Below are 14,545 nucleotides of genomic sequence, written 5' to 3'. Positions count from 1 at the left end.
TCTTTTTAGTTATATAAAAAGCATCCCCTATATGGCGGATGCTTTTTTTTGTGAGCTTCAGAGAAGCGAAATATTTACAGAAAGAACAGCTGTTTGCATAAGCTCCAGAGGAGCGATATATATTTACAATCTAATATATCGCTCCTCTGGAGCTTTTTTTATTGGTCTTGTTGAGATTCTCTAAATACATTACCCCGCTGGGGTCTTGCTGTTGTTTTTTTAGATTTTTTTGTTCAATCAAAGGAGTTGTTATTTTGGAGTATCTCTTTTGTGCTTTTATTCGTAATACAACTGCGAGGCACTTATTTCCTGTTTTTCTTTTCCTTCGGGCTGGATAAAACAATTTAAAGTAGTTCCGCCAATCTGGTCAAAATAACTGATGTTGATCTTATGAAAACCTTTTTCAAGCTTTGTAGTTCCGTAGGCTTCGTTGAGCCAATGAATCCCATCGTTGTTAACGATTAGCTCATTGTCGATAAAAAGCTTCGATCCGTCGTCTGAAAGCGTTGAAAACGTATAATTTCCGGTTTCCGGGATATAGAGGTAGCCATCGAATTTTAAGCCAATATAACGCTCTTTTTTCGTTTTCCATTTTTCACTGCTTACGATGCCTTCAAAGATTCCCGAATTCACAGGTTTTGCTAAGTCTAGATCCTGAACCTGCTGGAATAATGTTCCTGTAAAATAATCATATTTTAACCCCTGCTTGGTAGGCTTTAGTGCCAAAGCCGGTTTTAAATCCGGATTTCGGATTATTATTTTGTTGATAGAACTTCTTCTTCCCCCCGAGCTAATCTGAACGGTTTTGATGGTTCTGAATTCTCCTTTTGGAATGTTGATCGCTACAGGTTTGGTATAAAGTTCTGCTGTTTCATCCGGGTTATAGCCGTCGATGGTATAAAAAATCTGTCCGTTTTTGATGGTCGGTTTCAGATCCAGTGTATATTTTGAGCTAATCAAAGCTGTTTCGTTTGCGCCAAAAGGGGTTGGGACTTTGTAGAGCCTTTTTTGTGCTTCTAATTTTTCTAAATGATGCGGCATGCGATTCAGCACAAAATTATCGTAATTTTTATTTTGTGGTTCCGTCCAGGCAATCTCTGCCAAAGCAAACATTCGGGGATAAAGCTGGTAGTTTAATTTGGCCGGACTCGTTAAATACTCCGACCACAAATTAGACTGTACGCCCATAATGTATTTTTGTTCATCAATCGTCAAACTGTCTACCGGAGTAGGGTTGTACTGGTACATTTTTTCGACGGTGACTAATCTTCCAACGGTTAAAGGCTCATTTGGAGAATAGGCCTGATTGTAATCGAGATACAACACCTGCTCCGGATTCATGATGACGAAGTGTTTTTGTTTAGCGGCAGCAATCCCGCCCGATTCTCCACGCCACGACATTACCGCTGCGTTTGGAGTCAGTCCGCCTTCCAGCATTTCGTCCCAGCCCAGAATTTGTCTTCCGTTGGCATTCAGAAATTTTTCGATTCGGGTGGTGAGATACGTTTGTAATTCATGCTCGTTTTTTAAACCTAAATCTTTGATCTTTTTTTGACAATGCGGACATTCTTTCCATCTTGCTTTTGGACATTCGTCTCCGCCAATGTGGATGTATTTGCTCGGGAATAAGGCCATAACTTCGGTTAGGACGTCTTCAAGAAAAGTAAAAGTTTCTTCTTTTCCGGCACAGAATATATCTTCAAATACGCCCCAATATTCAATAACTTTATAAGGACGATCCGGAAAACAGGATAAATTTGGATAAGCGGTAACTGCTGCTGTGGCATGTCCCGGCATTTCGATTTCCGGAATAATGTTTACATAATGCTCCTCGGCAAATTTTACAACGTCTTTGATTTCGTCCTGAGTATAAAAACCACCGTACGGATTTCCGTCAAAAAAATAAGGGAATCTCTCGAACTTGTTTCCTACGAGAGTCTGTGCTCTTTTTGAACCTACTTCGGTTAGTTTCGGGTATTTTTTGATTTCGATTCTCCAGCCCTGATCGTCAGTTAAATGCCAGTGGAAATTATTTAATTTATAGCTGGACATCTGAGCGATAAAATCTTTTATGACATCAACAGAGAAAAAGTGACGGCAAACGTCTAAATGTAAACCTCGATAATCGTATCTAGGTTCGTCTTCGATGGTTACACAAGGGAGTTTTAGTTCCTGATTTTTGGGTTTGTTCGGGAGCAGCTGCAATAAACTCTGAACTGCATAAAACAATCCTTCTTCACTTCCGGTAACGGTTATTTTTTTGGGCGTAATTTCAATTTTGTAAGCCTCCTTTTTTAAAGATTCAGAAGGGTTTTGGGCAATAAATACAACATTGATATTGCTTTTTTTGTTCGGTGTGTTTGCGTTTATAGCAGACTCGAACAGCTGAGCCGTTTTTTGTTCTTTAGCACTAAATTTATTCTTTTCAAACAGCACTTTAATCTGTCCGTTGAAACGAATGCTGTCTCCGGTTGTTTTATAAGAGTTGGGTGCCGGAATGATCGAATTGTTAGTTGTGGAAGTTTGAGCACTTCCAAAAGAATAACAAAATAGTAAAAGAAGAAAAACACTTTTTTGCATGGTTACTTTTTGAATTTGTTAAACAAATATAAGGTTTGTTGGTTGAGTTGCATTTTTTTTGCAGAAGCGATTTGCTTTTAAAAGTCTTTATAATAGATGAATTAACTTTTTTATTACATTGTATTATAATTTGTTTCGCAATAATATTGCATTAATTGTTTACATTTGCTTTACTAAAAATGAACTTGCATGAATAATGATAATGAAGTGGTTAATTACACCAAGGAAGAACGTAAAAATCTTATTTTAAAAGAGATTAACCTGCACACCCGTGTAAGTTTTGAAACCCTTTCGGCTAAATTATTTGTTTCAGAAGATACTGTCAGACGAGATATTAATGAACTTGAATCAGAATCTTTATTGATAAAAGTAAAAGGTGGTGCGATGACAAAAGCCTATCACCATTCTTCCTCCAATCAAACTTATGCAGGTGAAGCAAAACAAACCATTGCACAAAAAACCTTAGGTTTACTTCATGACGGAATGGTTTTGTTAATTGGTGGCGGAACAACCATCAGAGAATTTATCCGACTGATTCCCGATACTTTAAATCTGACCATTTTTACCGTTACTGTTTTATCAGCGGTGGAACTTCTGGACAAACCCAATGTTAAAATTATCATGATTGGCGGCAGCATTTCATCGTACAGCCAAATGTGTGTGAGCGGCGATGTCTACAATCAATTGGCTAATATTAAAGTTGATTTATTAATATTAGGAACCAATGCCTTAGATATCGAAGGCGGTTTTTCAGATTCGGACTGGGAAACGGTTCAGGTCAAAAAAGCAATGATTCAGGCTTCTGAAAAAACAGCGATTCTTACCATTTCTGAAAAACTGGATACGGTTCTAAAAATGAAAATTGCCAACTTATCCGAGGTTGATTATGTGGTGACGGAAGTCGATCCCGATCACGAAAAACTACAGGCGTATAAGAAGGCAGTTCCCAGTTTAGTTTTTATTTAATCCCAATTCTTTACTAAAAAGTTAATCCAGTTCTGATGAAAAATTTTGTTTAAATCTTCATCCGAATAGCCATGACTTTTAAAAATCGGAACTAATTTTTGCAAATCGGCAATGGTGTTTAAATCGTATGGCGATTGCTCTGTACCAAAAGCCCCATCAAGATCAGAACCTACACCAATGTGATTGGCATTTCCGGCCAATTGGCAAATATGATCCATGTGTCTGAAAACAGTTTCAAGATTGCAGTTTGTTCCCTGTGGGGTCGAAACACCTCTTTCCCAATCCGGAACCAGCATCCATGCATCTAAAGCTCCTCCGATAACCGCTCCTCGTGAAATCAGGGCTTTGATCATTTCGTCGCTGTACTGACGGTTGTGATTTACAAGACTTCGGCAATTGTTATGACTTGCCCAAACAGGTCCGTTATAGTGATTCAATGCCTGCCAGAATGCATCATCGCATAAATGTGTTGCATCTAAAATAATGTTCAGACGCTCCATTTCTTTTAGCAAATCAATTCCGTTTTGTTGCATTTTTCCGGTGGCATCTGTTCCGTTTGAATATCGTCCCGGGCCGTAATGTGCCGGACCAATCGCTCTTAATCCGTATTGATGCGCTTTTTCTAAATACGAGATATCGATGATAGAATCAGCACCTTCTAAGCTTAAAATATAACCAATAGGTTTTTTATCATTGGGTGTTCCGTCATTCCATAACTCAATCTGTTGCAGCAATGATTTTTTGTCTGTAATTGGAGTTATTTCTCCGGCTTCTTCCATGGCTTTGTACCAGGCAAGCTGCCCCTGTGTTTGTGCCCAGGCCTGCTCGGGAGAGTTCCATCCCGGAATAATGCTGTCGGGTTTTACAAATCGTGCAATTTGAGTGGCAACCACAATTCCGATATTTCCTTTTCGCAAATCAGGGAAAGAAACCGTTGCACGTTCGCGATCCGGTTTGTCTGTCATTCCTTTTTCTAAATGGCGTAAGGTGGCAACGTTATTTCTTAGATCTCTGTTCCATTCCATCGCATTCATGCTAAGGTCTAAATGGGCGTCTATTATAAACATAGTATTATTTTTAAGGGGCAAAGGTTTAAAGGTTCAGAGGTGCAAAGGGACAAAGGTTCAGAGGTTTTCTATAAGGGTCTATAATCTTTCTTCTTTGCTCTATTTCCTTTCTTCTTCGCTCTATTTTCTATTCTTTTTTTCTGCTGCTAGATCGTAATTTTTCTGCTGCGGGCTGTAATGAACCATTGATCGCAAATCTGCTGTTCGCTATTGACCACCTGAACAGAATCGTACAGTGCGCAGGTAGGACAAACATGGTAAGGCTGCGCATAAATCGTATCGCCAATGGCATATTTGTTTTTTCCCTGGTTTTCGATGATCAAATGTTCTTCGGAATGCGAAACGGGGATTAGGTTTTCATCGTTTAAAATCACGAGTCTTTTATCGATGGGATTTTCAGAAGCAACCGCTTTGTATCCAATATCAATACAAAAAGTAGTATCGGTTGGTTTTGAGATTATAGTTCCAACAATTACTAAGGCCGATTCAAAATTTTGCTCCGGTAAATGAATTTGATAATTGGCATCCCAGAAGACAAAGGTTCCGGGGCTGCATTCTACCTTTTTCTGACTGGCATAAAACGGAAAGGTATTGGATCCGCCCGCAACAATTTTTAGTTCATAGCCCAGTTTTTCCTGAATGGTTTCAATTTCTTCATTGATGCTGAAAAAAATATTGGAGGCTATCGAATTTCGGTGTTCCACATCACCTTTTAAATGACCGTCGTAAATGTGGATGCCGGCAAAATGAAGGTTTTTTAGTTTGACAATTTCATCAATTAGGGCTCCCCAATCTTTAGAAATAGAAATTCCGGTTCTGTTCATTCCCGTATTCAGGTCGAGATAAACGGTAAGGGTTAAGTTGTTTTTATGCGCAATGCTATCTAGTGCTTTCGCCGATTCAAAATCGTCAACGATAGTGGAAAAAGCGATAGCGGGGTATTTTTTAAGTAACGAAATCCATCTTTCTTTTTTGATTCCAATGGGCTGATAGGCGAGCAGTACATCCGGAATTTCGTGCATGGCAGCAAGCTCCGCTTCGGCAATTGTTGCGCATTTTACTTTGTTGATATTGTAGGTTTTGAATAAATCCAGAATGTCCCCGTTTTTATGTGTCTTGATGTGTGGCCTTAATTTTTGAGTATCACCATTCACAGATTCAATCAAACGCTCGATATTAGACTGGATACGATCTTCATAAACAGCCAAAAAAGGAGTGTCAATACGGACTTCGGAATTAATTTTCCACCAATTGTTTAGCATGACTTAGTTTTTTGTTTTTTTGACAACTTCAATTAAATTCTGAAAAGCCTTTAGCGATTGCTCATAACTTAAATCCAGCATCATTTCTTTGGTGAATAAGTTAGAGCCAATTCCAACACAAACGACTCCGGATTTGAACCATGATTTTAAATTGCTTTCTTCTAAGGTTACTCCTCCGGTTGGCATTATTTTTAAATTTGGAAAAGGTGCCCTAATGGCTTTTACATATCCGGGACCACCAATTTTATCGGCAGGAAAAAGTTTTACAATTTCGGCTCCTAATTTATTGGCATGCAAGATTTCGTTTAAGGTTGCAGCTCCGGGAATCCAGTAAATATTGTTTTTAAAACAATAATTTCCAATTTCTAAATCGGTATGCGGGCAAACAATACAATCTGCTCCGAGCTGATGAAACGTTTCGGCATCTTGAACACTTAAAATAGATCCAACGGCTATTTTAACATCCAGATTATTTGCTTTTTTAAAGGCGATCATTTGGCTAAAAACTTCTTTAGCATCCGTTGCACGAGCAGCAAACTCGATAATTTTTATGCCAGCATCAGCCGCCGATTGCAAGACTATTTGGGCTGTTTCAATATTGATTTGTGTTACTAACGGAAGTACACCTTGCGTTTTTAATATGCTGTACATGTTCTTATTTTATCTGTTAATTCTATTACTTGAGCCGTTTTTAATAAAATGACTTACTTCATCAAGAGTACTTATGGCAAAATCTCCGTGAATACTTTGTTTGATTACACCGCAGGCAGTTGCCCATTCGATGCATTCCTGACCGGATAATTTATGCGTCAGTCCGTATAATAACCCTGCGTTGAAGGCATCTCCGGAACCAATTTGGTCTGTTACGACGTGTATTTTGTGTTCAGGTGTCTGATAAAAGTTGCCTTCGTGAATCAGTAATCCTTTGTATAAATGCGCCGGTCCGTCTGACTTTCTGAAACTCATTGCCAGTGTTTTTAGAAAGGGCATTTTTGCTTTTAACAATTCGAATGTTTTTTGAAAACGATCGGCATCAGCTTCTTTTGGGTCTGTTTTGATTCCGAAATAAATTTCAATCGCATCTAAATCAGCAACGGTAATGGTACTGTATTGAAGCAAATCGGGCATAATCTCAGACGGATGTTTGCCGTATTGCCATAATTTAGAGCGGTAGTTAAAATCGGAAGAAATCGGAAGTCCTTTTTGATGTGCAGCCAAAATAGCTTCTTTACAAACCTGAGCTGCTTCCTCCGAAACTCCCGGACTTATTCCGGACCAGTGAAAATGGTTTACATCGGCCAAAGCCAATTCCCAGTTAATCTGATCTTTTTGGATGGTGGAAAAAGACGAATTGCTTCGGTCGTAAATTACCTGTGATTGCCTGATTTGATTGCCGGCTTCGACAAAATACAATCCCAAACGTTCTCCGCCGTAAACACATTTTGAGGTGTTTACTTTGTATTTGTGAAGCTCGTTCAGGGCCAGTTGGGCTAAGTCGTTTTGAGGTAATCGGGTAATGTAGTCGGTAGGTATGCCGAGTTGGGAAAGTAAAACACAAACATTTGCTTCGGCACCGCCAACGTAAATTTTTATTTCATTGGCCTGCGTAAATCGGTTTCCGTCTGCAACATTCATTCGGAGTAATAATTCTCCAAAGGTTGCAATTCTGGTTTGTGAGGTATTTGTATTCATTTTTAATGTTTTTTTGCCACAGCTTATATGGATTTCAAGGATTCATTAAAGTTACGGTTAAATTTTTTCAGCCGGGAATTCACGAATTTTTAATTTATTCCTGTAGAGATGAAATTAGTGAATTAGTGAATTCGTGGCGAAAAAAAATCATTTTAATCGGCTAAATCTGTGGCATAACTTTTTTAATATAATTCGAAAACGGCTTCTACTTCGACCGGAATATTATCCGGTAAAGATCCCATACCTACGGCACTTCTTACTCCGATTCCGTTTTCCTGTCCCCAGACTTCGGCAAATAATTCACTGCAGCCGTTTATTACATAGGGATGTCTCAGGAAATCGCCATTGCAATTCACCATTCCGAGTACTTTTATCACTTTTTTTACTTTGTTCAGACTTCCAAAATTGGTTACAATTGTAGAAAGCATTGTTAATCCGACTTGTCTTGCTGCTAATTTTCCTTCTTCGATGTCCATATCATCGCCAATTCGGCCAATGATCAGGGATTTGTCGTCTCTAACAGGCCCGTGACCTGAAAGGTATAAATATTTACCATCAACCAAATAGGGTTTGTATATACCCAAAGGCTGAGGCGCCGGAGGAAGAGACAAACCAAGTGTTTCAAATTTTTCTTGTGGTAATAAATTCATGATATTAATGTATTATAGAGTTTAAAATAAAAACGAAAATGATTCCTAAAACAGATACTAGGGATTCCATAACGGTCCATGATTTAAAAGTATCTTTCAGGCTGATGTTAAAATATTCTTTGAACATCCAGAAGCTTGGGTCGTTTACATGCGAGCACATTAAACTTCCTGCTCCAACAGACAGGACCAATAAGTTAGGGTCAAGTCCGGTTGATTGTAATAACGGGAGTAAAACACTGGCGGTCATTAGTCCTGCCGCTGTCGCCGAACCTACACAAACGCGAATAATCGCTGCCATCATCCAGGCCAATAAATAAGGATGAATGTTTATTTGTGTTAGCGCAGCAACGATAGTTTCGTTTACACCGCTTACAATCATGACTTCTTTCAGGCCGCCGGCTCCTCCAACGATCAGAACAATTAAGGCAACATCTTTTATGGCAATGGCGTAGTCGTCCATTACCGAACTGATGCTTCGGTTCATTCGGATCCCTAAAGTATAGGTGCAGATTAGTAAAGAAATCAGCATGATTATACTGGGTTCTCCAATTGTTTTGCAGATATCCGCTAAGGTTTCATTTTTAGAAATCATAGGCAATATCGAAGTCAGTGTTAAAGCAAAAACCGGAAATAAAGCGGAGAACAGGCTAAGGGAAAAACTGGGAAGTTTGCCTTCGTTTGCGATTTCTTCGACATTTAAAATCTCATGATCTGATTCGGTTTTGATGTTTTTGAGTAAATTCGAAAACAACAAACCTGCTATAAAAATGGTTGGAATCGCAATGATAATTCCGTAGACTAAAACGAGTCCGATATCGGCATTAAAAATGCTGCTCAAAGCCATTGGAGACGGATGTGGGGGTAAGAAACCGTGTGCTACTGAAAGCGACGCCAGCATTGGAATACCGAGATATACTTTTGACAGTTTAAATTGGTGGGCTACTGAGAAGATTAAGGGTACTAACAAAACAAAACCAACACTATAAAATAGAGGTATCCCAACAATAAATCCGGTAATCATTAAGCCAAGGCGAACGTATTTTTTACCCGTCCATCCCATAACAGTTTTGGCAATGACATTGGCGGCGCCTGATGAAACGGTAAGTTTACCAATACAGGTTCCGAAAACAATAATCAGCGTAATAGATCCTAACATTTCGCCAAGTCCTTTTTGCACCGTTTGTGACAAAGTGTTTATTGGCAGGCCTAAAAAAAGGCCCGCTAATAAAGCTGTAATGATAAAGGCAATAAACGGATTGATTTTAAGCCAGGCGATCTGGATGATTAAAAACGCAATGCATGCCGTAAGAATTAAAATGCTCATTTATCTATTTGTATTATTAACTCCGTTGCGAGTAATTCGTATACATTTTATCAAACACATAGTGACTAGGTGTTACTGCAAGTGGAACTCCTTTTCAGGATTGCAGGAGCGATGTCTCTATGTGTTTAAATGAATTGTATCAACGGTTATTGTTTTTATTTATCCCACCAGATTCTTGTTGTAAAAGCATCAGCACCCTGACGTTTTATCGCTTCAGCTAAGTTACTTGAATTCACTGAATATTCGCTTACCGGGTATTTGATACGTCTTGGAATGGTTCCGTTTGTAACATTTCCAGGGAAGTTTATCGGTACTAATGCAGGGTATCCGGTTCTTCTCCAGTTGGCATAAATTTCCTGCTCGTCTACAAACAGCGCTATCCAGATCTGGCTGTGTATTTGACTCATTTTTTGATCAAAAGTTCCCGCCACATTATAAGGGTTCAACGTTAGGTAAGGAGTTGCGTCGGTAATGGCATAGGCGGCACCGTAAATTCCCATGTTCAGGAAAGAGGCTTTTACCGCTTTCTCGTATAAATCTTTATCGGTTTCACCAGTGTACCATCCTCTTATGGCTGCTTCGGCCAGGTAAAGGTTGGTCTCGGCATTACTCAGGATCATCATCGGAGCGTCATATCGGAATACAGTACTTTGGTTAGGCTCAGAATAAGTACCTTGTTCTGCCGGAGACGGGGCGGTTTTGGTTCCGTTAGGAAAACCTTTTTGTACAGCAGGATCAGAATTTTGTACGGTTCCCTGCCAAACTCCTGAATAAACACTAAGTCTCGGATCGGCTGTAGTTTTTAGAACATCGATAAAAGTTTTGGCTAGTTTTCCACCTTCTGTGTTTTTTTGCCCGAAAGAATCTTTCGCAAAGTCAAGGCTTCTGGAGTCAATACCAGCAGGATTTCTGTTGAAATCATTCGGACCATCCGTGTATTTGATAAGCGCATTGTCAGTTCCGTTTACGATTACTCCACCAGTAATGGCTTTAGTTACCCAGGTTTTAGATAATGCAGGATCAATTTTTGAAAGTCGTAAACCCAGACGAAGCATTAAAGAGTAAGAGAATTTCTTCCATTTGGCAATGTTACCTTCATAGATAAAATCGGCTTTGCCAAAACTTACCTTAGCAGGGTCTAATGCTGCTGCTGCTTCATCCAGTTCTTTTAATAAATCTTTGTATATCAATTCCTGGCTGTCGTATTTTGGAAGAAAATGTTCGTTAGTATAGGCTTTTGCTGCCTCGGTATACGGAACATCTCCATATAAATCGGTCATACGGTGGTAGATGTAGGCTTTCCAGATTCTTGCGATGTTGAGTTTGTTGCTCTCCACCGGATTGTCTTTTAAAGTGTTAATTACCGTTTGGATTTCATTGACCGCAGTTGGATAACCTCTGTTGAAGTAAGCCGAATAGTAAGACTCGTTGTTTAAGTATTTGTCTCCTACACCCGATGCTTCTTTATAGGTCGCATAATGTTGCATCATCCCTCCGCATTGCAGCACATTTGTAAAAAAGTAGTTGTTGTTTACACCATCAAGCTGTGACTGACTAAAAATAAAGTTAGCGTTGGGTACTTCAACTGAATTGGGGTTGGTGTTGATTTCTTCAAAATCTTTGGTGCAGGCGGTCATACTTCCTAAAAGTATCCCTGCCATATATAAAATGCTTCTCTTTTTCATGATTTTGTTCTTTAAAATTTAACGTTTAAACTTAGTCCGAAACTTCTTGTTCTAGGTACTCCAAATTGTTCTATACCTTGTGCGTTTCCGGCACTAAATACAGATTCAGGATCTACGTTAGGTGTTTTCTTGTAAAGGATAAACAGGTTTCTTGCGATAAAAGAAACAGAGGCTCCCTGAAGTTTGGATAAAAATCCAAATTTTTCAATTGGTAGCTGATAACCAATAATTACCTGTCTTAATTTTACAAAACTGGCGTCGTAAACGAAATAAGAAGAGATGTTTCTTAAACCATCGTAGTACGTTCTTAAGTTTTCAGGTGCGATTGTCATATTTACAGGATTTCCTTTAGTATCAACACCTGAGATTGGCAATCCGTTTTCACGACCTTCCAGCGTAAGCTTGGTTAGTCCCATACGGGTTCCGTATAAGTCTGTTCCGGAGTATAAATCTCCACCGAATTTTCCGTCAATTAAAAAGCTGAAGGATACTGATTTGTATTTGAATTCATTACTAATACCTGCTGACCACGGATGAACACCCTGACCCAATTCTTCAAGCGGACCCTGTGCTACAGTTGCAGCGTTACTGCTACTTACATTGTATACTGTATTTCCATTGGCATCTTTAAGCGGTTTGTAACCTTTGATGATACTGTACGGACGGTTTACATCGCTATTGATAGTTACATATCCGTTTACAGAAGTTGCCATAGTAAGTGAGTTCAATTGGCCTGTAAGCGATTCAACTGTGTTTTTGTTATAAGATCCGTTGATGCTGGCTTCCCATGAGAATTTATCGTTGTTAATGATTTTTCCGCTCACTAAAAGTTCCACTCCGGTATTTTTCATTTTTCCAAGGTTCAATAAAGCGGTTCTTGCTCCCGATGCATTAGAGATAGTCGTTTCTACAATGTCATTTGTCGTTTCACGGTTGTACCATGCAAAATCAAGATTTAAGCGATTGTTAAAAAAGCCCATGTCTGTTCCGATCTCTACAGTTGTTGAAGTTAACGGACTTAAAGTAGAATTTGGGACTCTTGAACCTGTTGTACTTTGTAATTGCTGACCTAGATGTCCGCCCTGAATCATAGAATAAGATTGGTTTAAGGCGTATGGATCGGGAGTAGCTCCTCCAACTTGTGCCCAGGAAGCTCTTACTTTGCTGAATGAAATCCATTGCGGCATTGTAACAATATCAGATAGGATAACACTTGTACCTACTGACGGATAAAAGATCGTGTTGTTTTCTTTTGAAAGGGTCGAGAACCAATCCTGACGCCCTGTGAAGTTTAAGAAAACAATATTTTTATAGTCTAAATCTGCAGCAGCGTATACCGAGTTTGTTTTTGTTTTTCCGTAAGGATAGCTGTAGGTTATAGTGGCTAAGTTGGTTAAAGAGTAGAAGTCGTCTAATATAAAATTAGATCCGTCTATTCTAACTTCGTCTCTTATGTTGGTACGGGAATTGACTCCAAGTAAAGCGTTTAAAGAGAAATCTTTGTAAATGTTTTTCTTGGTGTAGTTCAGAATGGCTTCAGAGTTTAGGTTCGATAATTTTACTTTAGAACCCTGTCCGTTTCCAACCGGATTGTTTAAAGTCGTTTTAGGAATGTATCCGTAAAAGTCATAATTGGTATAATCTTGTCCGATTCTTCCCTGAAGGAATAATTCAGGAGTAAAATTTACTTTTACATTCAGCATTCCGATAAAACGGTTTTTGGTGTCGTTGTTTTTAATCTTGTTAACGGCAAAATATGGATTGGTGGCTACTGCAACAGGATTCCATGGAATTTCAATGCCATTTGCATTATAACCCGGAGCAAGATTGCGGATGTCGACCGTATTGGAGATCATATAAGTTGCCCAGTTTGGATTGGCTTCAGCATCAGAAACGGTTGTTCTGTTCTCTGTTTTGTCGATATTGTATTGCGCGACAACGTCAAATTTTAACCAGTCAGTTAGGTTAACATTACTAGCGATGTTGACACTTTTTCGGTTGAAAGAAGAATTAGGTACAATACCCTGATTGTCCATATTCATAAACGATAGGCGTCCGGCTGCTTTGTCGTTTCCTCCTGATAAAGCAAGAGAGTTGATAAAAGTAGTTCCGGTTTGGTAGAGGTTTTTAATGTTGTCTTTTTGAGGAGAGTAAGGTCTTTTTACTCCGTCAAATTGAACCACGTCTGTTCCGTCCATTTTGGCTCCCCATGACCAGCGTCCAAATTCTATTGCTTCCGCTTGTGTGGCAGGTTTTTTACCCAAAGCTCCTGCGCCATACTCATATTGCCAGTCTGGTTTAATAGCCGGAGTTTCAAAAGTAAAAGAAGTGTTGTATTCTGCACCAATTCCTTTTTGAGCAGATCCTCTTTTAGTCTGAATTAAGATCACACCGTTTGCCGCATTTGCACCGTATAGTGCGGCAGCGGTTCCACCTTTTAATACCGTGATGCTTTTAATATCGTCGGGATTGATAACAGAAGTTCCATCACCTCGGTCTACGTTAATTCTTGGTGATCCCGGTGCATTTCCGGTACCCGGTAAATTCAGTTGTGTATTGTCGATTGGCAGGTCGTTTACCACATACATAGGCTGATTGTTTCCGTTTAGGGAACCATTTCCACGAATTACGACTCTGGTCGATCCGGTTGGCCCCGTTGCAGTACCGCTCACGTTTACACCGGCAATTTTTCCTGCCAGGGCATTGGTGATATTCGTTTCTTTGGCTTTTGTAAATTCAGTTCCTTTAAGTTCGGTTACTGCATAGGAAATTGCTTTTGTACTTTTTTTAACTCCCAGTGCAGTTACTAAAACCTGATCCAATACATTTTCAGCAGGTTTCATGCTTATGATTAAATCTTTAACCTGATCCAGTTTGTATTCTAATGTAGCGTAACCCATATAAGAAACAACAATGTGAGTTTCGTTTTCCGGAACATTTAGTTTGAATTTTCCGGTTTCATCTGTTATCGTTGCTATTTTGTTATTGCCTTTAGCATAAATTGTTGCTCCGGCAATTGGCATTCCATCATCCTGACCAATGATCTGGCCTGAAATTTCAATCTGACTGCTTTTTTGTTCAAAAAGGTGCGTTTTAATTGCAGCTTCTTTTGCATTTGCTGAGAAGATTACTCCCCCAATAAATACTAATGAAATTAGCTTTGTTTTCATAATACTTTGGTTTTCATGTTTTATTTTGGTTTTATTGGCGATCAAATATATATATTATTTTTATTCGTTTGCATTTTTTTTGCACAAAGTGCATTTTTTTTGCAATATTTTTTTCTAAAGTATTTTTATAATCCAAAAGAAATGAGGTT

At 39.0% G+C, this 14,545-nt stretch carries 10 protein-coding genes; 1 reads left to right on the top strand and 9 read right to left on the bottom strand.

What is annotated here, in order from left to right:
- Nucleotides 1-276: 276 nt before the first annotated feature.
- Nucleotides 277-2,580, bottom strand: coding sequence for a family 20 glycosylhydrolase (locus OLM61_RS06340; RefSeq protein WP_264525561.1), 2,304 nt, complete (start codon nt 2,578-2,580; stop codon nt 277-279).
- A gap of 189 nt (nt 2,581-2,769) precedes the next feature.
- Between OLM61_RS06340 and OLM61_RS06335 the strand changes: the two genes are divergently transcribed.
- Nucleotides 2,770-3,546: a DeoR/GlpR family DNA-binding transcription regulator gene (locus tag OLM61_RS06335; protein ID WP_264525560.1), complete on the top strand. Its 777-nt coding sequence runs from the start codon at nt 2,770-2,772 to the stop codon at nt 3,544-3,546.
- Here the strand turns inward: OLM61_RS06335 and OLM61_RS06330 are convergent.
- The 8 genes from OLM61_RS06330 to OLM61_RS06295 form a co-directional block, all read right to left on the bottom strand.
- Nucleotides 3,543-4,613: a dipeptidase gene (locus OLM61_RS06330; RefSeq protein ID WP_264525559.1), complete on the bottom strand. Its 1,071-nt coding sequence runs from the start codon at nt 4,611-4,613 to the stop codon at nt 3,543-3,545. The genes OLM61_RS06335 and OLM61_RS06330 overlap by 4 nt on opposite strands.
- A gap of 146 nt (nt 4,614-4,759) precedes the next feature.
- A complete protein-coding gene (locus OLM61_RS06325) occupies nt 4,760-5,875 on the bottom strand; it encodes a D-TA family PLP-dependent enzyme (RefSeq protein WP_264525558.1) in 1,116 nt (371 codons plus the stop codon).
- A 3-nt stretch (nt 5,876-5,878) separates the two neighbouring features.
- Nucleotides 5,879-6,526 (bottom strand): bifunctional 4-hydroxy-2-oxoglutarate aldolase/2-dehydro-3-deoxy-phosphogluconate aldolase, encoded by a 648-nt coding sequence (locus OLM61_RS06320; RefSeq protein WP_264525557.1) that lies wholly within the window; start codon nt 6,524-6,526, stop codon nt 5,879-5,881.
- A 9-nt stretch (nt 6,527-6,535) separates the two neighbouring features.
- On the bottom strand, nt 6,536-7,567 hold the full coding sequence (locus tag OLM61_RS06315) for a sugar kinase (protein ID WP_264525556.1): 1,032 nt from the start codon (nt 7,565-7,567) through the stop codon (nt 6,536-6,538).
- 182 nt (nt 7,568-7,749) lie between these two features.
- Nucleotides 7,750-8,217 carry a RidA family protein gene (locus tag OLM61_RS06310; RefSeq protein ID WP_173966313.1) on the bottom strand — a complete coding sequence of 156 codons (468 nt, stop codon included), beginning with the start codon at nt 8,215-8,217 and terminating at the stop codon, nt 7,750-7,752.
- Nucleotides 8,218-8,221: 4 nt separating this feature from the next.
- Nucleotides 8,222-9,541 (bottom strand): GntP family permease, encoded by a 1,320-nt coding sequence (locus tag OLM61_RS06305; RefSeq protein ID WP_264525555.1) that lies wholly within the window; start codon nt 9,539-9,541, stop codon nt 8,222-8,224.
- Nucleotides 9,542-9,696: 155 nt separating this feature from the next.
- Entirely contained in the window at nt 9,697-11,226 is a 1,530-nt protein-coding gene (locus OLM61_RS06300) for a SusD/RagB family nutrient-binding outer membrane lipoprotein (RefSeq protein WP_264525554.1), read from the bottom strand.
- Nucleotides 11,227-11,237: 11 nt separating this feature from the next.
- The gene (locus OLM61_RS06295; RefSeq protein WP_264525553.1) at nt 11,238-14,396 is read right to left on the bottom strand and encodes a SusC/RagA family TonB-linked outer membrane protein; all 3,159 of its coding nucleotides are present in this window, start codon (nt 14,394-14,396) and stop codon (nt 11,238-11,240) included.
- Between the last annotated feature and the right edge of the window lie 149 nt (nt 14,397-14,545).

The sequence above is a fragment of the Flavobacterium sp. N502536 genome (assembly GCF_025947345.1).
In the GTDB taxonomy this organism is placed as follows: domain Bacteria; phylum Bacteroidota; class Bacteroidia; order Flavobacteriales; family Flavobacteriaceae; genus Flavobacterium.
The sequence above is the reverse complement of the archived record's forward strand: the minus strand, read 5'-3'. Positions and strand labels throughout refer to the sequence as shown.